Below are 20,487 nucleotides of genomic sequence, written 5' to 3' on the forward strand. Positions count from 1 at the left end.
CTTGTCGGGTTTTCATGTTATAGGCTGGGCTTGTTGGGGGTCTCCATGGGGGTCGCATGGCACGGGAAGACAGCACGCAAGGCAGGCCGAAAAAGCAGAAAAGCGCAGGCCTCGGCCCCGCGACGTTGGATTTGAGCGCCACGGAAGTCACCGAATCGCCGGCAGCGTCGACACCGCCGCCTCCGCAGGCCGCCGGCGAGGAAGCGCCCGCCGTCACGCCCGACTCTGCCGTCGAGGCGCAGTCCGTCGCCGCCGAAACGCCGAAGACCGGCGAGACCGACTTCGCCAGCGCCGCAGAAGCGGGGGAGACGACGGGCCCGTCCATCTGGGCGCGTGCCTCCGCCGATGGCGAACAGGCCGGCAGCGATGCGCCGCGCACCGAGGCGGCCGCCGGACCGGAGGCTGCCGCTCCCCCGCCCCGGCATGACCGCGAAATTTCGCCCCCACCCGCGCCCCCGCCGCCACGCTCGGGCCTGCCGGTCCTCGCTGCAGCGCTGATAGGCGGTATCGCCGGTGGCGTGCTGGTGGTGCTGGCTGGCGCCCTCGACCTCGTCCCACTCGGCAAGAGCGGCGGTGATGACGGACTGGCCTCCCGGCTCGCCATTGCCGAGCAGGACGCCGCTGCCGCCAGAAAGAGCACGGACGAGGCGCTCAGCCGCCTCGCCGCTCTCGAAGCCGGCGTCAAGACGACGCAGGAAGCGGCAAGCAATGCCCTCTCTCTCGCGGGCGAGGCCCAGAAGGCGGCGAGCGCCGCCGGCTCGTCCGCGCCGGCGTCCCCATCTCCCGGCCCCGACATTTCGGGCCTGACCGAACGCCTCGCCAAGGCCGAAGGCGAGATCGCCAACCTCGGCGAGAGCCTGCGCCAGGTCGGCACCGCCGCCAACGGCCTTTCGCAGGAGGTCGCGCAGGTCAAGCAGACGGTGAGCGCCACGCCGGACAAGGCGGCCGCCTATGCCGTGGCGCTCGGCCAACTCAGCGATGCCATCCGCAGCGGCAAACCCTTCGCCACCGAATTGCAGACGGCGACCGGCCTCGGCGGCAATGCCGAGGCGCTGGCGCCGCTGGCGAGCCGGGCCTCGGCGGGGGTGCCCTCGGTCGAAGCCCTGGCCACCAGCTATGACGCGCTGAAGCCGAAGATCGAGGCAGCGCTCGCGCCCAAGCCCGAGCCGCTATCGCCCGACGCGGGCGTGATGGACCGCATCACCGCCAGCCTCGGCAATATCGTCACCGTCACGCGCGAGGGCGAAGGCGGGGACGGCGATCCGGTCGCCTCGGCCGAAAAGGTCTCGAAGGCCTTGCACCAGGGCGATCTGCCGGCGGCCATCGCGGCCTTCAAGGCGATGCCGGAGGCCGGCCAGCAGGCCGGGGCGGCCTGGCTGACGGAGGCTTCGGCGACTGCGGAAGCCCTGGCCTTGATCAAGGCGCAGACCGGCGCCGCCCTGCAGAAATTCTCTCAACCGTGAGGCGTCGATGATCCGGGCTCTCGTCACCGTTCTCATTCTCGCTCTCGCGGCCTACGGGCTCTATCTGCTGGCCGGCCGGCCGGGCGATGTCGCCCTGACTGTGGGGCAGGTCACCTATAAGGTGAAGCTGGTCTGGGCCGCCGTCGCCGTGCTGGTGCTGGTCGGCGCACTGATGGCCGTCATCGGTTTCCTGCGCTGGCTGCTGCGCTCGCCCGCCAATGTCGCAGGCTATTTCCGCACCCGCCGCCGTTCCAAGGGTTTCAACGCGGTGACGCAGGGTATGATCGCCGTCGGCTCGGGCGATGTTCGCCGAGCCCAGCGCCAGGCCTCCGATGCCGAGCGCATCCTCGGCTCCGAGCCTCTCGCCCTGCTCCTGCGAGCGCAGGCCTCGCAGCTTTCGGGCGATCGCGCCGGCGCCGAGGCCGCCTTCCGCGCCATGCTCTCGGAGGCCGAGACCAAGCCGCTGGGCCTGCGTGGCCTGTTCGTCGAGGCCCGGCGCCGCGGCGATGCCCATGCCGCCCGTCAGCTCGCCGCCGAGGCGGTGAAGACCTCGCCGACCTTGCCCTGGGCCGGGACCGCCCTGCTCGAATTCCAGTCGATCGAGAGGGACTGGAGCGGCGCGCTCTCGACCCTGGCCCGCAACGCCAATCATCGCCTGATCGACAAGGAAACGGCCAAGCGCCACCGCGCCGTGCTGCTGACCGCCCAGGCTATCGAGCAGGCCGAGCGCGATCGTGCCGGCGCCAAGGCGAGCGCGCTCGAAGCGCTCAAGCTCGCTCCGGGGCTGGTGCCCGCCGCTGTGCTGGCGGCCAAGCTGCTCTCCGAAAGCAACGATATCCGCAAGGCGTCCAAGGTGCTGGAGACGGCCTGGCGCCTGCAGCCCCATCCCGACATCGCCGAGGCCTATACCAATGTCCGGCTCGGCGATTCGGCCCGCGACCGCTACGCCCGCGTCCAGACCCTCGCCGCCCAGATGGCCGGCAATCCGGAGGCGGCGATCGCGCTGGCCCGCGCCGCCCTGTCCGCCCGCGACTTTGCGGTTGCCCGCTCGGCGCTGGCACCCTTGCTGGCGTCGGGTGCCACCGAGCGCGTCTGCCTGCTGATGGCCGATATCGAGGAGGCCGAGCACGGCGCCACCGGCAAGGTGCGCGAATGGCTGTCGCGCGCCGTGCGGGCCCCCCGCGATCCGGTCTGGACCGCCGACGGCATGGTCTCCGACGTCTGGCTGCCGGTCTCGCCCGTTACCGGCCGGATCGACGCCTTCGAGTGGAAGACGCCGGTCGAGCGCCTCGGCGCGCCGGCGGCCTCCTATGCCGACGATGTGCTGGCCGATGTCGACGAACCCGAACAGCCCAAGCTGGTCGGAGCGCATGCCAAGCCGGTGGAGACGCCGCCGGCAATGCAGGCGCCGATGGAACCCGTCGCCGAAGTGCCGTCAGCCCCGGTGGAACCGGCCAAGGCCGAACCCGTCAGGATCGAGCCGGTCAAGGTCGAACCCGCCAAGATCGAGGTCCTGTCGCCCGAGCCGCCCAAGCCCGAGCCGTTGAAGCCGCCGCCGCGCCGCCCGCCGCCGCCCATGCCGGTGGTGCCGTCCCATCCGGTGCCGGACGATCCCGGCACGGGAGAGGAAGAGCCGAGCCGGGTGGTGCGCTTTCCGATCAATGGCTGACAGTGGGCGGGCGCACGGACAGCGCGCCCGCACTGTTGTAGAATGTTCCGAACTGCGCATCGTCGTCCGGAGGGCCGCATGAAACGTCATTTGCTGAGGCGTGTTCTGCTGGCGCAAGCTGTGCTCATCCTGATGGCGGCTGAGGCGCCGCACGCCCGGTCGGCCGGCTCGGCGCCGGACGAAGCCTTCCAGCGTCAGGTCTTCGGCCGGGTCATCGGCAAGGACAAGATTCATGCCTGCTACCGGCGGGCCTATGACGCGCCGCATCTCGGCCGTCATCCGCAGCAGAACGTGCGCACCATGACGCTGCTGGTCGCGGGTTCGGCGGAAGAGGGGGCCGATCCCGGCTATACGCTCGCGCTGGGCGTCACTTTCCGCAAGGCCGGCACGCATTTCGAGACGTTCGGCGGCTGCGGTTCCATCGGCCCCTCGGGCGCGCCGGCAGCCAAGGCCAACGTCGCCCATTGCAGCGTCGATTGCGATGGCGGCGCCATCGACATCAGGCTCAAGGACGACAAATCCGTCCTCGTCGCCATTCCCGACGGCGCGCGCATCTGGAAGGCCGGCAGCGACAGCGAGGACAGCGACGAACGCAAGCGCTTCGGCACCGACGACAAGCTGTTCCGGCTCGATCGCACCGCGCTGACCGACTGCCTGTCCCTGGTCGGGGACGAGGACGAGAAGGCGATGCTGCGCCGGGGCCAATGAGCGGCTTTGACGAAAAGGAGAGCGGACTGGCAGTCCGCGCTCCGCAGGAGGCCCCGATGGATCGTAGAACCGCGGTGAGGGCCATGCTGGCAGGTGGTCCGGCCGTTCTGGTTGCAGGCTCCGGCGCCCCGCTTGCGGCCGAGGCCAAGCCGGTGCCACGCGTCGCCTATCACCTCGCCGATCTGGAGAAGGCGGGTTTCGTCCTTGGCAATCTGCGCAACCATGTCGATGGCATGGGCGGCCCCGATGGCGTGAAGCTCGCCGTGGTGGTGCATGGTCCGGCCCTGCGGGCCTTCCGTGCGGATAGTGGCAATGCGGATTTCAAGACGCGCTTCGGCCGGCTCGTACAGGAGGGTGTTGCCTTCCACGCCTGCCGGCACACCATGGACGGCATGAAGCTCGGCCTCTCCGACCTGCTGCCGGGCTTTATGGTGGCGGAGAAGGGCGGGGTGGTCCTGCTGGCCGAACTCCAAAGCGAGGGCTGGCTCTATTTGCGGCCCTAGCTCGGCGAGAAGGCAGGACCTCCGGCGAATCGACCGGTGCCTGGCGGAACCGGGGACCCCCATCCGCTTCTTTCCGGGCGGTCCGCATCGTTGGCGCCGCCTTGGGGGAGCAAGCCCCCTCCATGACAGGAATGGCGATTGGACCCACCTGCCCGGGCGGAACCTCCGGCTGGCCACAGGCCGGTGCGTCTCGTCCTCTTGACGCTTTCGGCAAACTGCCGGATGCAACCGGGAGACGATGTCGAGGTCGCGATGGAAACCTTCGAGTGGATCATTCTGCTGTTGCTGGGTGCGGCCTTGCTGTCGACCCTCGCCCGGCGCCTCGGCGCCCCCTATCCCACCTTCCTCGCCATTGGCGGCGCCTGCCTCGCCTTCCTGCCCAACAGCCCGGAATGGACGCTGGATCCGCATCTGGCTCTGACCCTGTTCGTGGCGCCCGTACTGCTGGATGCCGCCTATGACACGTCGCTGCGGGACCTGCGCGACAATTGGGTGCCGGTCGCCAATCTCGTCGTGATCGCGGTCGGCGTCACCACGCTTGCCGTCGCCCTGGTCGCGCGCTGGCTGGTGCCTGCCATGCCCTGGGCGGCCGCGATCGCGCTCGGCGCCATCGTGGCGCCGCCGGATGCGGCCGCCGCCACGGCGATCGTCCGGCAGGTCAAGCTGCCGCATCGCCTGACCAAGATCCTCGAGGGCGAGAGCCTGCTCAACGATGCCAGCGCCCTGCTGATCTATCGCCTCGCCGTGATCGCCATGGTTTCGGGCGGCATCACCCTCGGCAGCCTCGGCCCGGCCTTCTTCATCACGGTGTTCGGCTCTGTTGCCGCGGGCATCGCCATGGGCCTGGCCTTTCCCTATGTGATCGGGCGGTTCGACGAGGCGCCGACCGCCGTCATCGTGCAGTTCGCCACCACCTTCGGCGTCTGGATCGTGGCGGAAGCGGCGGGGCTGTCCGGCATCCTCACCATCGTCTGCTACGCCATGACCATCGCCCGCCGGCGCGATGCCCCCATGCCGGCGCGGCTGCGCGTGCCCGTCTATGCGGTGTGGGAGACGGTGGTGTTCATGCTGAACGCCTTCGCCTTCGTGCTGATCGGCTTGCAACTGCGCCCGATCTGGGAACGGCTCGACATGGGGCTGCGCCTCCAATATGGCGCCGTCGCCCTGGCCGTGCTGGCCACGGTCATCGTGGTGCGTTTTCTCTGGGTGATGACCTACAACACCGCCGTCCGCTTCAAGATTTCCCGCTATGGCTTCCATCCGCCCCGGCCGATGGCACGGCCGACAGCGCGCGGCGGCATCGTCATCTCCTGGGCCGGCATGCGCGGCATCGTCACCCTGGCCGCGGCCTTCGCCTTGCCCGAACACCTGGCCGACGGCACGCCGTTTCCTTATCGCGACCTCATCCTGTTCACCGCCTTCTGCGTGGTGTTCGGCACGCTCGTCCTGCAGGGCCTCACGCTCAAGCCGCTGATCCGCTGGATGAATCTGCGCGACGGCGATCCGGTCGGCCAGGAGGTGAAATGGGCCCGCACGGAGGCCTATCGCGCCGCGATCGAGGCGATCAAGAACGACGAGTCCAAGCACGCCAAGCTGCTGTGCAAGGAATATGGGGCGGTGGTGGAGCTCAGCGAGGCAAGCCCGTTGCAGGGGGAGATCGGCGACCTGCCCGGCAATCCGCTCAGGCGGCGGGCGATCGCCGCCGCCCGGCTCAAGACGAACGAATTGCGGCGCGAGGGGGCGATCGGCGACGACGCCTATTACGTCCTGGAGGAAGAGTTCGACTGGGCCGATCTCAGCGCGGGGGCGGCGCGGAGCGCGTGAGGGGCCGCCACGACGAGGCGGCGAAAAGCGCGATTCGGAGAAATCGCATCTTGCTCTAACGCGCCGCCTTCGTCGCCTGATAAAGCCGGCGGAAGGCGCCCACCTTTTCGGCATAGGCCTGCGTCAGCTCGGGGCGCGGTTCGGCGACGTCGAGAATCGGGGGCTTGGTGGCGATGGCGGCAATCGGTTCCCCGCTGGCTGCGGCCCGCGCCAGGCGGGCCGCGCCGAAGGCCGGGCCTTTCTCGCCGCCGCGATAGCGCTTCAGCCTGAGGCCGAGCACATCGGCGAGAATCTGCACCCACAAGGCGCTGCGGGCACCGCCGCCGATGACCGCCGCTTCGCTGAGCTGCGTACCGGCTTCGGCCAGGCAGGCCGCCGCGTCGGCGAAGGAATAGGCGACACCCTCCAGCACGGCGCGGATCAGGTCGGCCTTGCCTGTGCCGCCGGTCATGCCCGTGAACAGGCCGGTCGCCTCCGGATCGTTGTGGGGCGTGCGCTCGCCGGCGAGATAGGGAAGGAACATTACGCGGCCCGGGCCTGGCGGCTGGGCGGCCACGTCGGCCAAAAGCCTCTCGATCGGCTCGCCCACCAGCCCCGCGGCCCAGGCGAGGCAGGAGGCGCCGTTGAGCAGGGCGGCCATCTGCACCCAATGACCGGGCACGGCATGGCAGAAGGTGTGCAGGAACTTGTCGGGCAGGGGCCGATAGGCGGTGCCGGGCACGAAGAACTGGCCGGAGGTGCCGATGGAGAGGAAGGAGCCATCGGCAATGGTGCCGATGCCGACCGCGCCCGCCATGGCATCCCCCGCGCCGCCGGCGACGGGAATGCCGGCCCTGAAGCCGAGGCGGGCGGCGAGCGCCGGACGCAGCTGGCCAGAGATTTCCGTCCCCTCGATCAGGCGCGGCACCTGGCTGCGCTCGACGCCGGTCGCCGCCAGGGCGGCATCGGACCAGTCGCGCCTGGCCTGGTCGAGCCACCAGCTTCCCGCCGCGTCCGACATTTCGCTGACATGCTCGCCGGTCAGCCACAGGCGCACGAAGTCCTTGGGCAGCAGCACGCGCATCAGGCGGGCGCGCAATGCCGGCTGGTGGCGGGCGAGCCACAGCAGTTTGGGGGCGGTGAAGCCGGGGGCGGCCGGCACGCCGAGCTGCCAGGCGAGGTCGGGATGGTCGCGGTTGAGCTCGGCCGCCTCCGCGGCGGCGCGGCCGTCGTTCCACAGCATCACCGGACCGAGCGGCCGGTCTTCGGCATCGAGGCAGACGGAGCCGTGCATCTGGCCGGACAGGCCGATGCCTTCAACGCCGGCGAGCAAAGCAGGCTGCTCGGCCCGCCAGCGGGCCAGGATGGCTTCGATCGCCGCGATCCAGTCATCGGCATTCTGCTCGCTCAGTCCCGGCCCCGGCCGCGACAGGGAAAGAGGCTGCTCGCTCTCGGCCAGCACGGTCTCGCGTTCATCGACGATGACGGCCTTGACGGCCGAAGTTCCGATATCGAGGCCGAGACAGAGCATGGCGATCATCTCAATCTGTTGGACACCGCAGGCAGCGCCGAAACAAAGGGTCGTTTGCGCCTTTGCCCGGATCGCGCAGGCGATGCAAGGGGGAAGATGGCGGCGCCGGCCCGGCCGACATCAGTCGGGCCGGATCACTGCGTCGCGCGGCGCGATCGTCGTGCCGGTGGAATCGGGGATGAAGTCCATGCGGACATCGACCTTGCGATTGCAGCCGCTCAGCGTCCAGGTTTCGGACCAGGGTGCCTTGAGACGGCCTGCTCCCGGCGGCGTGCCTGACGCCGGGGCCCTGGTATCGATCACCAGAAAATTCTTGCAGTCGGCCACGGCGCGCGTAGCGCCGAGATTGGCATAGAGCAGCGCGTCGCGCTGGAGGAGAGGATCGGCGAGTGTGGTGCCGGGCAAGGCGGCGCCAGCCTGGGGTTTACCATCGGCCCCCACCGAGAAATAGAGATTGAGCACGGTGTCGTTGCCGCAGCCGCTGACCGGAAAGGCTTGCTTCCATCGTCCCGCAACCGGGCTGCCCTGCGGGCCGGCGGATACGGGCTGAAGGATGGTGACGGAGGAATCCCGCGCCACCAGAGTCGCGCAGCGGGTGAAGATGGCTGGCGGGATGCCTGAAAGGGCCCGGGCCGTGATGTCCCGATAGGCCTGGCTCGTCATGAAGACCTTCAGGACGCCCATGCCCTGATCATCGTCTTGAGCGCTGCCCTGGGCATGGCCGGCGCCCGGCACGGCCAGTGCCGCCAGACAGGCGAGCCAGCGGATGCATGCGGCCGGAGACGAGAGCGAATTCGTCCGCACCGGTCGAGCCATAGATCCACCTCCAGTTCCCGCAGCGAGCAGGAACTGGGTTAAGCCCATGCTTGGCCGATGGCAAGATGCGCGATGATCGCCCGGCTCCCGCCGCAACCAAATCCCCGGCGTTCTATTCCGACAGCAGCCGGCGCAGCAGATCCACTTCCTCGGCCAGGCCCGTATCCTTGCCGACGAGGCCCTCGATCTTGCGCACGGCATGCAGCACCGTGGTGTGGTCGCGCCCGCCGAAGCGGCGGCCGATTTCGGGCAGGGAACGCGGCGTCAGCGATTTGGCGAGATACATCGCGACCTGGCGCGGCTTCACCACCGTGGCGGTACGGCGCAGGGAGAGAATGTCGGCTCGGCTGACATTGTAGTGCTTGGCGACGATGCGCTGGATATCCTCGATCTTGACCCGGCGCGGCTCGCGGTTCTTGACGAGGTCGCGGATCGCGGCCTCGGCGGTCTCGAGCGACATGCCCGAGCCGGACAGGGCGGAGTGGGCGAGCAGGCGGTTGACGGCGCCGTCGAGGTCGCGGCCATTGGTCGTGACCTGATGGGCGACATAGGCCACGACATTGTCGGGCACGTCGAAATTGGCGTGATGGGCGCGGGCCGCCTCGATGCGGGCCTTGAGGATCTTGATGCGCAGCTCCTCGTCGAGCGAGCCGATCTCAACCACCAGGCCGCCCGAAAGGCGCGAACGGACGCGCTCGTCCAGGGTCTCCAGATCCGCCGGCGGGCGGTCCGCCGCCACCACGACCTGCTTGCCGCCATCGATCAGGGCGTTGAGCGTGTGGCAGAACTCCTGCTGGATCGACTTGCCGGCCAGGAACTGCAAATCGTCGATGACGAGCAGGTCGATGGCGCGCAGCTTCTCCTTGAAGGCGATCGCCGTCTGCGCCTTCAGCGCGGCGACGAAGCCATACATGAAGCGCTCGGCGGTGAGATAGAGCGCGCGCTTGCCCTGGGCCTCCGACTGATGGGCGATGGCCTGGATCAGATGCGACTTGCCCAGCCCCACCGAGGCATGGATGAAGAGCGGATTATAGGGCAGCGGATCGGCGGCGCCGGCCTTGGCGACCTGCAGGGCGGCGGCGTGGGCGAGCGCGTTCGAGCGGCCGATGAAATAAGCCTCGAACGACATGCGGCGATCGAGGGGAGAGCCGGCGAGATCGTCTTCGCGCGCCGGGGTCTCGACTGCCCGCAGGAAAGGAACGGCGGGCTTGGCGGCCACCGACTCGCCGACGGATTTGGGGCATGGCGCGGCATCGCGCGCCGCCGGCGGACGGGCCACCGCGGTGCGGACGTTGAGCGCGATATGGGCCGTGCCGGGCAGCTCGGCCGACAGCAGGCCGAGGATCTTGTCGATGTAGTGAGCCTGAATCCAGCTGCGCAGGAAGCGGGTCGGTACCGACAGGCTCACGGTTTCGTCGACGACGGCATCAAGTTCCAGGCGGGCGAACCAGCTGGAAAACACGTCCTCGCCATATTCGGCGCGCAGGCGGCGCTTGACGCGATCCCAGGCCGCTGCCGGCTGAATCGCGCCATCGGCGACGGAGGAATCGGAATCCAGGCCGGAAACCGTTTTTGCAGTCTGGCTGGCAATGACTGACAGGCGCTCGCTCGAGGTCATAGGGCTATCGTCTGGCAAAATGAGTTCAAGAAACAGCTCCGGCCTTTCCCGGTCCCGGACCGGCGGCGGCAGAGCGCGAATTGGCTTTTCAGGACTGGATCCAGGGCAAGCCGGAGGCTTTCCAGCCTTCGACGCTGCCACGATGCCGTGAGGCATCCATCGGACCTTCAAAGCCCGCGGCTATGTTGCGCGCGCCCTTCCAGCCGGCGGCCAACATGGCCTGGGCGGCCGCGAGCGAACGAGCGCCCGAACGGCAGAGGAAGAGGACGGGCTGGTCCTGTCCGACGCCGCGGCGCTCGAGTTCGCGCTCGAGTTGGGAGACGAAATCGGAAGCGACTTCCATGCTGGGATAGCGCTGCCACTCGGCCAGGACGGGTTCCTTGCCGAGCGCGGAGAGGTCGGGAACGCCAACGAACGACCATTCGGCCCGGGTACGGACATCGACAAGCTGTGCCTTAGGCTGCTGGCTGAGGAGCTCATAGGCTTCCTGCGCCGAAACGTCTCCCGCATAGTCATTCAACCACCCCGACGACATGACACCCCAATTCCGTCTTCTTCAGACTTCGTTCGTATTATACACAACATGCCGTGTAATGCCGGCATGGGACACTTCACCAGAAGGTCCACCTCATTATTGGTCTCAAAAGCAGCAAGCGAATGCTGACGCCGTTACCTTACTGTTTTCAAAACTATACACAGCCATTAAAGCAAACCTCACCGATGCCCCGGGATGGACGGACGTCCGCTCGCAATATCGGGAAGGAACCTACACATGACCCGTTCCGAGAAAAAACATACCGAACCGGCCCTGTCGGGTGCAACAGGCAAATCTCAATGATTCGTTAATGGCCCCTCAATGTTCCCGATTCGGACGGCGGCTGCCTTCGCCGCCGCAGCCGCAAGATGTTGAGGAGTCGACGGAATCATGGAGGCGGCAAAATGACTCAAAAATATTCATTTCGGATGCGTAAAGATTGCGAGGCTTCGTATTTTGCCCGGGTCGCGCCCGGACGGGCGCCGGGCTGCTTTTCTCTTATCCCATAAGCTTATGAAATATAAAGAAAAATTTTGACCGACCAAAGAGGGCAAATGGCTGTGGCAGCCAAACCTTGAGTCAAGGGGAAAGATTGCCCAGTCCATCATCATGAGTACAATAATACCTTTATTGCGAAATATTGTTACGAGACAATGACAATCCTGAGTGGCGCTTTTTGGTAGGGCTATACCGGGTCCGAAGGTCCCGGACGCTCCCGGCAGAGGGCGGCGGCAACGCCGGACCAAGAGAGGACGGGACCGGAACGATGGCGCGCGGCGCCGAAAGGGCTGCCCGCCTGCACCCGGCACGTTCCTTCGGCCGGGGGGAGGCAGGCAACAAAAAACCCGGCTTCGAAGGCCGGGTTTCTTCACCTAAGGGAACCTAAATAAAGCGGCTTGGTCGCCTGCCCTATCGATGTCCCGCCGTTCGGCTCAGGCGCTGAGCTTCTTCACGGCATGGGCCAGGCGCGACACCTTGCGCGATGCCGTGTTGGCCGGCAGCACGCCCTTCTGGGCAGCGCGCATGATTTCCGGCTCGGCGCTCTTGAGCGCGGCGACAGCCTTGGCCTGGTCGCCGGCAGCCACGGCTTCCTCGACATTGCGGATGAAGGTGCGCATACGCGAGCGGCGCGCCTTGTTCACTGCGGTGCGCACTTCGATCTTGCGCGTAGCCTTCTTGGCCGACTTCGTATTGGCCATGATCCCTGCCTGTTAAGCCGGCCGCATCCATAACGATCCCGAAAGATCGCCGAAAGGCCGTGCGTTGCCTGAAAATGATAAGCCGCGGGCGCTGTCGGCGCTCGCTATTGGAAGGCGGCTCTTTACATCCCAATGGCTTCGGCGTCAACGACGGACTTCACTGAAACAGCGAAATAACGGCCCGGTGCAAGGGATTGGCCGGGTCGAGCAGCAATTTGACGGCGACCGAGCAGCACACCAGCACAAGAAGGGGCCTGATCACCCGCGCGCCCTGGCGCACCGCCATGTAGGAGCCGGCCTGCGCCCCGAGGAACTGGCCCACGCCCATGACCAGCCCCACCACCCAGACGATCTTGCCCGCCAGGATGAACAGGATCAGCGAGGCGAAGTTGGAGGTGAAGTTGAGGAGCTTGGTGTTGGCGGTGGCATGGATGACGCCGTAGCCGCACAGGGCCACGAAGGCGAGCATGAAGAAGGAACCGGTGCCCGGCCCGAACAGGCCGTCATAGAAGCCGATCAGCGGCGCCATGGTGAGCGTGAACAGGCCAGGGCTCATGCGGGCCTTGCCGTCCTCGATGCCGGCCTTGGGCGAGAAGCGCGAGGAGAAGGCGAAATAGAGGGCCATGGCGATCAGCAGCACGGGCAGGGCCGCCTGCAGCAGCGACAGCGGCGCTATGCTGATCGCGGCCACGCCCAGGCAGGCGCCGAGCAGGGTGGTCGCCACCATCCAGCGCGTCTGGCGAAAGTCGATATGGCCGCGCCGGGCAAAGGCGATCACGGCCGAGCCCGAGCCGAAGCTCGACTGCAGCTTGTTGGTGGCCAGGGCCGCCACGGGATCGAGCCCGGAGAGCAGCAGGGCCGGGATGGTCAAAAGGCCGCCGCCACCGGCGAGCGCGTCGACGAAGCCGGCCACGACGCCGACGGCGCCCAGCATGGCGATGAGAGTCCAGGTCATGTCCACGAGCGAACGTCTTCCTTGCGAAAGCCTGCAGCCGGCACGCTTGGAGGTCCGGAAGGCGGGGGAACCCCCCGCTAGGCCATCGCAAGGCGCTTGGCAAGCCATTCGCGCCGCTGCAAGCGGCATCGGGGCGGGTCTTCAGCCCCGCCGTGGAAACACCGCGCCAGGCAGCCGGGGCCGAACTCCACTGCGTCAGGAAGCACGCTCTACCCGCCCCCGTCGAGGCGGCCTGTCATTCCTCTTGGAATAACCTGGGGTGGACGCGAAGCGTCGGGGTGGGTGACTTCTTGGCAAGAATGAACCGCCTACCTCACGGCAGCCTGCGTATGACCACCCCACCCCGGCCCCATGAGCCGACCCTCCCCATCGAGGGGAGGGGCAGGAAAGGCGGCTCCTTCATGACGCAGTCGGACGAAGACCTCGCCTCCAAAATGGGTCGGAAGCGACAAGTCCCTAGGCGGGTGGGTACTACTCCGCCGCTTCGGCGAGGACGGGAACCAGCATTGGCTCATGCGCCTCGGTGCTTGCCGGGGCCTGGGGCTGGGCCGGAATGCCGGTCCACACCGTCGAGGCCGGGAGAGCTTCGCCCTTCATGATCAGCGTGAGCAGCTCGACCTGGGCGTAGGGGCCGATCTCGGTGTCGTAGAGCACGGTCGCCCCGGTGCCCACCGTGGCGCCCTCGCCGATGCGGATGCGGCCCACCTTCATCACCCGGTCCTCATAGAGGTGGGTCTGCGGGCAGGAGCCCATGTTGAGCACGGCATGATCGCCTATCTCGGTGCAGTCGAACTCGCAGATGTCGGTGGTGTTGATCCAGGTGCCCTTGCCGATCCTGGCGCCGAAGGGGCGTAGGAGCCAGGGCAGGAAGGGCGTGCCGCGGAGATAGTCGAGCAGCATCTTGCTGGCGAGGCCGCCATAAATCACCGCAACGCCTTCCGTGCGCATGGCCCACCAGGACCACATCGGCCGCATCATCGGCTTGTAGGTGCCGATCAGGAGCCATTTCACCGCGACGGCAGCCAGATACATCAGACCGGAAATGGCGAGGCCGGCCACCAGGAAGATGCCGGTAGCGGCCAGCCAGGCGCCCTGCGAGATCACCGAGGCCAGGATGTCGGCGGTGATATAGGCGGCGGCGATCAGCACCGCCGTCGGCAGCGAGGTGTGCAGCGTCTCGAACGCCACGCGCAGGAGCTTCATGCGGAAGGGCGGCGCATAGGTGGTGCCGGCGGCGGCGGACACCTTCTGGCGGGTCGGCATGGCGATGGGCGGGCTGCCGAGCCAGGTCTCGCCGGTTCCCACCCTCAGCGAATCGGGCAGGCGCGACTTGATGCCGATCAGCGCATCGTCCTCGACCACGGATCCCTGCGACACCACGGAGGAATTGCCGAAGAAGCAGCGGTCGCCGGTCTTCAGGCGCTTGAGGATCATGCGGCCATTGCGGATTTCCTCGTCGCCGAAGATCGTCTCGTCGCCGATGAAATTGTCGCGGCCCATCTCGATCAGGTCGTAGCGCCCGGCAAAGCTCGCCGAGATCTCGGTACCCTTGCCGATCTTGGCTCCCATCATGCGGTACCAATTGCGCATGAACACGGTGGCGTAGAGCGAGTTGAGCGTCTCCAGCAGGGATTCGGTGGACAGACCGATCACCCATTTGCGGAAATAGAGCGAACCGAAGATCGAGTAGGCCCCCTCGCGCACCCTCGGCAGCAGCAGCCAGCGCAGGGCCACCATCACCGCCATGGAGACCACGATCAGCACGAGCGCCGCCGGCCAGGCCGCGACCGCCACCAGGCTCCAGGACAGAGGCTGGTCGGGATCGGCGCCGAACAGGGCCTCCACTTCCGAGAACAGCGAGAAGGCCGGGAAGATCGGCAGCAGGCCGATGACCAGGCACAGATTATAGGCGATGAAATAGCCGACCGCCTGGACCGAGCGGCCGACGCGCCCGAGGCGGGGATGGTCCGCCGGATCGTCCTGCTCGGCCGGACCGACCTCGACGGCGGGTGCTCCTTCCCAATGCGTGCCCGGCGCCACCATGGTGCCCTGCGGCAAGGCGGTGAGGTCGCCGATCTCCGCGCCGTCGCCGATGACGACGTCGGCGCCGATCACGCTGCCATTGCCGATGCGGGCACCGGCACCGATCTCGATGCGCCCGACATGGACCTCGTTGCCGACCACCTCGACATTGGCGAGCTTGAGCTTGGTGCCGAGGCTCGCCCGGTCACCGATGGTGACGAGGTCGATCGCGCCCTCCTCGAAGTCGTCGATCATGGCGTCGTCGCCGATGCGGGCCCCGAGGGCGCGCAGATAGATGCGGATGAGCGGCGAGCCCTTGAGGAATTTCGGCGTGGTGAGCTGCACGATGCGCTGCATCAGCCAGATGCGGAAATAATAGACGCCCCAGAGCGGATAGACGCCTGGCCTGGTGCGGCCGATCACCAGCCATTTCAGGCCGACGACGACGAGCTTGGTGGCGAGGTTGAGACAGATATAGACCCCGCACAGCACGGCGAGCTCGGTGAGGATGGAAGCGTCCTCGCCCACCAGCAGCATGCTGGCGAGCAGGAGGCCGATCCACTGCACCGAGACGAGGGCGACGATGAAGGGCAGCGTGACGGCCTGGGCGAGACCGCACAGGAAACGCCGGGCGAGCGGCACGGGCTCGAAGCTGCGGTCGGGCGGAGGCGCCGCGGCAGCGGCGGGGACGCTCTCATCGAGGGCCTTGGCGAGATTGCGCAGGGTGCGATGCGTATAGAGATCGCGGAGGGCGATGCCCGACAAAGCCGGCACACGCCGAATCTCGGAGACGAAACGGGCCGCCAGCAAAGAATGGCCGCCGAGCTCGGTGAAGAAATCGGCCTCGAAGTCGACCGCCGGCGCACGCAGCAATTCCTGCGCGGCCTTGAGCAGCTGGGCTTCGGTCCAGGAGCGCGGGGGCTCCTGTTCGCCGGCGGTGGCCTGGCGTTCCGGCACCGGCAGGGCAGAGAGGGCCTTGCGGTCGACCTTGCCCGAAGGCAGCGCGGGCAGCGCGTCGTGAAGCTGGAAAGCCGAAGGCAGCATGTAGCGCGGGATCTTGGCGGCGAGGCCATGCCTGATCCGGTCGAGGTCGATTTCGCCCCGCGGCACCAGATGGGCGACCAGCGTATCGCCGGCCTCGCTCTGATTGGCCGTCACCACCGCGGCGCGGATGGCGGGATCGGCGGCGAGCAGGCTTTCGATCTCGCCGAGCTCGATGCGATAGCCGCGGATCTTGACCTGGCTGTCGATGCGGCCCTGGAAGACGATCCGGCCGTCCGGTCTGAGGCTCACCGCATCACCGGTGCGGTAGAGCACGGGATCGGAGTTGTCGGTGGTAAAGGGGTTGGCGATGAACTTGGCCGCCGTCATCTCGGGCAGGTTGAGATAGCCCATGGCGACGCCAGGCCCGCCCACCAGCAATTCGCCGATTTCGCCGGGCGCCAGCAGATTGAGCTGATCGTCGACGACATAGGCGGTGTAGTTGGGGATCGGGCGCCCGATCGTGACGTCCTCGCCGGCTTCCAGTTCGGTCGAGGTCGCCACCACCGTGGTCTCGGTGGGCCCATAGGTGTTGAGGAGGCGCCGGCCGGGCCGTGCAAAGCGGGCGACCAGGGCAGGCGGGCAGGCTTCTCCGCCCAGGATGATCGTCTTCAGCCCGGCGACGTCGCGGCTCAGCATGGACAGCAGGGTCGGCACCGTATCGATCACGGTGATGCCCTCGGCCTCGAGCATCCGGGGCAGGGCGTCGATGTCCTGCAGCACGGCGGCGCTGGCGATCTTCAGCGTGGCGCCGACCATATAGGGAATGAAGATTTCTTCGAGCGAAAGGTCGAAGGCGATCGAGGCCTGCTGGAGCACCACGTCGTCGGCCGTGATGCGCAGGCATTCATTGCCGGCGCGCAGATAGTGGCAGATGTTGCGATGGGAGACCTTGATGCCCTTGGGCTTGCCGCTGGTGCCGGAGGTGTAGATGGCATAGGCCGCATCGCTGAGCGCCGGCGCCTGGCTGGCCGGGACATCGCGGCGCGGATCGGCCAGCAGCGTCTCGAGCGTTACCGTCTCGGCCTCGACGGCGGCATATTTCTCGGCCTGCGGCGCATGCGAGACCAGCAGGCCCGCACCGGCATCGGCGAGGCTCGCCGTCACCCGCTCGGGCGGAATGTCGGCATCGAAGGGAATGAAGCTGGCGCCGGTCTTGATGAGACCGAGCAGGGCGACATGCAGGCCGATCGAGCGCTGGAACCACAGGCCGACGAACATGCCAGGCCCCACGCCGCGACGGGCCAGGGCGGCGGCGACCCGGTCGGAGCGCTCGTCGAGCTCGCGATAGGTCAGGCGCTCGCCGGTGCCGATCGCACCGAGGGCCTGCTTGTCGGGAAAGGCCGCGGCGGACGCCTTGAAGATCGTCGCCAGGGTTTCGTCACGCAGAAGGTCGGGACGCTGCTCGCCGCGGACCACGGCGAGCGGCCCGATGGCATTTACTGGTACAGGAGAAGACAACACACGCGTAATCCTTCGGCCGGCGATTCGGATGGTGGCCAAAATCGTTTCCAGCTATTCTAGCGAGGAGCGCGTTGCGGGCGTCTGACAGCGCCTGTAAGCCAATTGCAAGCTTGGTTCCGCTATAGCGTTTTGCGATTTGACGGCGTTACCAGCAATCGTAAAGACGCTTCGAAACAAAGAGCTGGAGAAAAAGTGCGGTTCGGAGAAACCGCGCTTTGCTCTGGAATTGAAGAGGATCTCGAAACCATAGGGAGACCCATGAGGGCCAGATCGGGCACGTCGCATGCTTGCGCCGGACTTTTGCTGACGATTGCTTGCATCCTGCCGCCGCTCGAAGGGGCCTCGGCGAGCGGAGCGCATCATAGTGTCCCGACGGCAGTGCCGCTGCGCCGGCCGGGCAACCATTCGTTCAAGGATGTCTCGGCGGCCGTCGCTCGCGAGGTGCCTGGGCGCATCCTGCGCGTGCGCGAACTGAGGCGCGGAGGGCGCCTGCTCTATATGGTCCGGGTCCTCCGGCCGGACGGCAAACGCCGCGACGTGCTCGTCGACCCGGTGACGCTGGCTTTGGTGGATAAATAGGCCTAATGTCCGTGCCGGTTCGGCCGGCTATCCCTCTTCTCGCCGGCTGGCCATTCCCTTGAGAGCTTCCCGCCCCGCATCATGCGCATTCTGGTTGCCGAAGACGAACGAGCCATCGTCGACGATATTCGTCGCAGCCTCGAAGCCCAGCAATATATCGTGGTGACCGTGTTCGACGGCGAGGAGGCCCTCTTCGCCGGCGAGAACGAGCATTTCGATCTGGTGATCCTCGATCTGGGCTTGCCCAAGCTCGACGGCCTGACGGTGCTCAGGCGCTGGCGCCTGGCCCGGCGCGGCATGCCCGTCCTCATCCTCACCGCGCGCGACGATTGGCGCGACAAGGTCGACGGCATGGATTCGGGGGCCGACGACTATTTGACCAAGCCCTTCCGCATGGAGGAGTTGCTGGCGCGCGTGCGGGCCTTGGTCCGCCGCGCCTCGGGCCAATCCTCCCCCGTGCTGTCGAACGGCGTGCTGGAACTCGATACCCGCCAGCGGGCCGTCTCCTTCCATGGCAGCCCGGTGCAGGTGACGCCGCTGGAATATCGCCTGCTCGCCTATCTCCTGCACAATGCCGGGACGGTGATGTCGCAGTCCCAGATCACCGAAAGCATCTATGACCAGGATGTGGAGCATGATTCCAATGCCCTGGAAGTCGTGGTCGCCCGCCTGCGGCGCAAGCTCGACAATGGCGTGATCGAGACGCGCCGAGGCCAGGGCTACCTCATCCCGGCCGAGTCTGCCTGACCGTGGCCTTGACCTCCTTCTCCCTCAGGCGTCGCATGCTGCTCGGCTCGGTGGTGGCGATCGTGGTCGCCACCATCCTGGCCGGCATCGGCATCGATGCCATTTCGGGCCTGGCGATCCGGGCGCTCGAACTGTCGGAGATCGAGGACGAGATGCGCCTCTTGCTCGGCAGCATCGAGGTCAACGGCTCCAACCAGCTGAGCATCGACGAGGGGCCGCAGGATCCGCGCTTCGAATTGCCCAATGGCGGGCTCTATTGGCAGGTCGGGCGCGGGGGCAATGTCGAATTGCGCTCGCAATCGCTGTGGGACCAGAATCTGCCCTGGCTGCAGGCGACGGCGGCCAAGGGGGGCGGCAAGGTCAACGACCTCACCGGGCCGAATGGCAGCCAGCTCCTCGCCGTCGAGCGCTCCATCGTCATTTCGACCGCGAATGGCGACCAGACCGTCAATGCCCTGATCGCGCTCGACAATGCCCAGCTCTCGCCGGTGAAATGGCGTTTCTTCTATGCCATGGCGCCCTCGCTCGCCGTGCTGATGGCGGCGCTGCTGGGGGCGGTGATCGCCTTTCTGCGTTATGGCTTCCGCCCGCTCGACAAGCTCAGCGTCGAGTTGCTGTCCTTGCGCAGCCGCCCGGCCCGCAAGATCAGCGGGCGCTATCCCGACGAGATCCAGCCTTTGATCGACAACCTCAATGCGCTGATCGCCTCCCGCGAGGCTCAGCTCATCGAGGCGCGCAGCCGGGCCGGCGATCTCGCGCACGGCCTGAAGACGCCGCTCGCCGTGCTGGAGGCGACGGCCCGCTCCCTGGCAGACAGCGGGCAGGCTGCGGCGGCCAACGCCATTCGCGACGAGGTCTGGCGCATGGATGCCCAGGTCAGACGCACCCTGGCGGAGGCGAGGGCGAGCCTCGCGGCGGCGCAATTGTCGGGACGCGTCGATACCCATGCCGTGCTGTCCAAGCTGGTCTCGACCATGCACAAGCTGTCACGCGACAAGGAGATGACGTTCAACCTCGAAGCTCCTGAGGGCATCGTGATCGCAATGGACGAGAGCGACTTCACCAATATTGCCGGCAATCTGCTCGACAATGCGCGCAAATGGGCGAATTCCCAGGCAAGGGTGCGCCTGATGGCGCAGACGGCTTCGCCCGTCATCCTCCTGTCGATCGAGGATGACGGGCCCGGCCTGCCGCCCGATGCCGAAAAGTCCTTCATCGAGCGGGGCAAGCGTCTCGACGAGACCGTGCGCGGCACCGGCTTCGGGCTCGCCATCGCCAAGGACATCATCGAGGCCTATGGCGGCGAACTTCACATCGCCAGATCGAGCCTCGGGGGCCTCGGCGTCGAGGTGCATCTGCCCAAACGGCTGATCGTCACCGATGCGGGCGATGAGGGCTTCGCCTCGGAAGGGCGATCCTCGACCTGAGGCCCAGAAAACGCTGCGCTCGCAGGCGGGTCCGAAGACCTGCCCCCCGGAATGCTGCTTGTGCTCCGGTCAGGTCGAGGCCATGGCCGTCTTGTCCGGTGGCCATGATTTTGGCTGCCGAGGGGGCGAACCGTCATATGCCTGTCACGCCGAAACGGCAGGGATAAAACGCAGCATTGCTTCTGCACAGCTGTGCAAAGTGGGGCTGGCCTATCCCTATTCCTGCTTCGGAGCATCGGAGCGGATTACAACCACCCAGGATCGAGCGACCGATTACGATGGAATGGCTCTGCGCTATTGACAGGAGTTCCGGGCAGAGCGAGCATTGCACAGCTGTGCAATCAGACATGGCAATGAGGAAACGAGAGGGGGACGGCGCCTCGGGCTGCAGGCATTTTGCCTCGCCG

Annotated in this window: 15 protein-coding genes; 8 read left to right on the forward strand and 7 right to left on the reverse strand. The window is 67.1% G+C overall.

The window, feature by feature from the left end; genetic code table 11:
• Nucleotides 1–131: 131 nt before the first annotated feature.
• The 5 genes from J8I29_RS22745 to J8I29_RS22765 all read left to right on the forward strand — a co-directional run bounded on the left by J8I29_RS22745 (nucleotide 132) and on the right by J8I29_RS22765 (nucleotide 6,167).
• Nucleotides 132–1,463 carry a hypothetical protein gene (locus J8I29_RS22745; RefSeq protein WP_209433403.1) on the forward strand — a complete coding sequence of 444 codons (1,332 nt, stop codon included), beginning with the start codon at nucleotides 132–134 and terminating at the stop codon, nucleotides 1,461–1,463.
• A 7-nt stretch (nucleotides 1,464–1,470) separates the two neighbouring features.
• Nucleotides 1,471–3,132, forward strand: coding sequence for a heme biosynthesis HemY N-terminal domain-containing protein (locus tag J8I29_RS22750; RefSeq protein ID WP_209433404.1), 1,662 nt, complete (start codon nucleotides 1,471–1,473; stop codon nucleotides 3,130–3,132).
• Nucleotides 3,133–3,210: 78 nt separating this feature from the next.
• Nucleotides 3,211–3,840, forward strand: coding sequence for a hypothetical protein (locus J8I29_RS22755; protein WP_209433405.1), 630 nt, complete (start codon nucleotides 3,211–3,213; stop codon nucleotides 3,838–3,840).
• Nucleotides 3,841–3,896: 56 nt separating this feature from the next.
• On the forward strand, nucleotides 3,897–4,343 hold the full coding sequence (locus J8I29_RS22760) for a DsrE family protein (RefSeq protein ID WP_209433406.1): 447 nt from the start codon (nucleotides 3,897–3,899) through the stop codon (nucleotides 4,341–4,343).
• Nucleotides 4,344–4,595: 252 nt separating this feature from the next.
• Complete coding sequence (locus J8I29_RS22765) at nucleotides 4,596–6,167, forward strand: Na+/H+ antiporter (RefSeq protein WP_105863669.1); 1,572 nt, start codon at nucleotides 4,596–4,598, stop codon at nucleotides 6,165–6,167.
• Between the two features lie 55 nt (nucleotides 6,168–6,222).
• Here the strand turns inward: J8I29_RS22765 and xylB are convergent, their stop codons facing one another.
• The 7 genes from xylB to J8I29_RS22800 all read right to left on the reverse strand — a co-directional run bounded on the left by xylB (nucleotide 6,223) and on the right by J8I29_RS22800 (nucleotide 17,327).
• The gene (xylB, locus tag J8I29_RS22770; protein ID WP_348536131.1) at nucleotides 6,223–7,686 is read right to left on the reverse strand and encodes a xylulokinase; all 1,464 of its coding nucleotides are present in this window, start codon (nucleotides 7,684–7,686) and stop codon (nucleotides 6,223–6,225) included.
• A gap of 111 nt (nucleotides 7,687–7,797) precedes the next feature.
• Nucleotides 7,798–8,493: a hypothetical protein gene (locus J8I29_RS22775; protein WP_209433407.1), complete on the reverse strand. Its 696-nt coding sequence runs from the start codon at nucleotides 8,491–8,493 to the stop codon at nucleotides 7,798–7,800.
• Nucleotides 8,494–8,605: 112 nt separating this feature from the next.
• Nucleotides 8,606–10,111: a chromosomal replication initiator protein DnaA gene (dnaA, locus tag J8I29_RS22780; RefSeq protein ID WP_105863579.1), complete on the reverse strand. Its 1,506-nt coding sequence runs from the start codon at nucleotides 10,109–10,111 to the stop codon at nucleotides 8,606–8,608.
• Nucleotides 10,112–10,199: 88 nt separating this feature from the next.
• On the reverse strand, nucleotides 10,200–10,646 hold the full coding sequence (locus J8I29_RS22785; RefSeq protein WP_105863578.1) for a rhodanese-like domain-containing protein: 447 nt from the start codon (nucleotides 10,644–10,646) through the stop codon (nucleotides 10,200–10,202).
• Nucleotides 10,647–11,578: 932 nt separating this feature from the next.
• Nucleotides 11,579–11,845, reverse strand: a complete 267-nt coding sequence (gene rpsT / locus J8I29_RS22790; protein WP_105863577.1) for a 30S ribosomal protein S20 — start codon at nucleotides 11,843–11,845, stop codon at nucleotides 11,579–11,581.
• Nucleotides 11,846–12,002: 157 nt separating this feature from the next.
• Nucleotides 12,003–12,800 (reverse strand): TSUP family transporter, encoded by a 798-nt coding sequence (locus tag J8I29_RS22795; protein WP_105863576.1) that lies wholly within the window; start codon nucleotides 12,798–12,800, stop codon nucleotides 12,003–12,005.
• A gap of 471 nt (nucleotides 12,801–13,271) precedes the next feature.
• A complete protein-coding gene (locus J8I29_RS22800; protein WP_348536132.1) occupies nucleotides 13,272–17,327 on the reverse strand; it encodes a Pls/PosA family non-ribosomal peptide synthetase in 4,056 nt (1,351 codons plus the stop codon).
• Between the two features lie 258 nt (nucleotides 17,328–17,585).
• On the opposite strand from J8I29_RS22800, the gene J8I29_RS22805 reads away from it, so the two are divergent.
• The 3 genes from J8I29_RS22805 to J8I29_RS22815 all read left to right on the forward strand — a co-directional run bounded on the left by J8I29_RS22805 (nucleotide 17,586) and on the right by J8I29_RS22815 (nucleotide 20,080).
• Nucleotides 17,586–17,906 (forward strand): hypothetical protein, encoded by a 321-nt coding sequence (locus tag J8I29_RS22805; protein WP_209433408.1) that lies wholly within the window; start codon nucleotides 17,586–17,588, stop codon nucleotides 17,904–17,906.
• An 81-nt stretch (nucleotides 17,907–17,987) separates the two neighbouring features.
• Nucleotides 17,988–18,653 carry a response regulator transcription factor gene (locus J8I29_RS22810; RefSeq protein ID WP_105863574.1) on the forward strand — a complete coding sequence of 222 codons (666 nt, stop codon included), beginning with the start codon at nucleotides 17,988–17,990 and terminating at the stop codon, nucleotides 18,651–18,653.
• A gap of 2 nt (nucleotides 18,654–18,655) precedes the next feature.
• Nucleotides 18,656–20,080: a sensor histidine kinase gene (locus J8I29_RS22815; RefSeq protein WP_348536133.1), complete on the forward strand. Its 1,425-nt coding sequence runs from the start codon at nucleotides 18,656–18,658 to the stop codon at nucleotides 20,078–20,080.
• Nucleotides 20,081–20,487: the final 407 nt, after the last annotated feature.

It is taken from the genome of Labrys sp. LIt4, assembly GCF_017813775.1.
In the GTDB taxonomy this organism is placed as follows: domain Bacteria; phylum Pseudomonadota; class Alphaproteobacteria; order Rhizobiales; family Labraceae; genus Labrys; species Labrys okinawensis_A.

Bases quoted from the DNA above. Each gene is read 5' to 3' on its own strand.
- J8I29_RS22750 (WP_209433404.1), top strand. From the start codon at position 1,471: ATGATCCGGGCTCTCGTCACCGTTCTCATTCTCGCTCTCGCGGCCTAC.
- J8I29_RS22755 (WP_209433405.1), top strand. From the start codon at position 3,211: ATGAAACGTCATTTGCTGAGGCGTGTTCTGCTGGCGCAAGCTGTGCTC.
- J8I29_RS22760 (WP_209433406.1), top strand. From the start codon at position 3,897: ATGGATCGTAGAACCGCGGTGAGGGCCATGCTGGCAGGTGGTCCGGCC.
- J8I29_RS22765 (WP_105863669.1), top strand. From the start codon at position 4,596: ATGGAAACCTTCGAGTGGATCATTCTGCTGTTGCTGGGTGCGGCCTTG.
- xylB (WP_348536131.1), bottom strand. From the start codon at position 7,686: ATGATCGCCATGCTCTGTCTCGGCCTCGATATCGGAACTTCGGCCGTC.
- J8I29_RS22775 (WP_209433407.1), bottom strand. From the start codon at position 8,493: ATGGCTCGACCGGTGCGGACGAATTCGCTCTCGTCTCCGGCCGCATGC.
- dnaA (WP_105863579.1), bottom strand. From the start codon at position 10,111: ATGACCTCGAGCGAGCGCCTGTCAGTCATTGCCAGCCAGACTGCAAAA.
- J8I29_RS22785 (WP_105863578.1), bottom strand. From the start codon at position 10,646: ATGTCGTCGGGGTGGTTGAATGACTATGCGGGAGACGTTTCGGCGCAG.
- rpsT (WP_105863577.1), bottom strand. From the start codon at position 11,845: ATGGCCAATACGAAGTCGGCCAAGAAGGCTACGCGCAAGATCGAAGTG.
- J8I29_RS22795 (WP_105863576.1), bottom strand. From the start codon at position 12,800: ATGACCTGGACTCTCATCGCCATGCTGGGCGCCGTCGGCGTCGTGGCC.
- J8I29_RS22805 (WP_209433408.1), top strand. From the start codon at position 17,586: ATGAGGGCCAGATCGGGCACGTCGCATGCTTGCGCCGGACTTTTGCTG.
- J8I29_RS22810 (WP_105863574.1), top strand. From the start codon at position 17,988: ATGCGCATTCTGGTTGCCGAAGACGAACGAGCCATCGTCGACGATATT.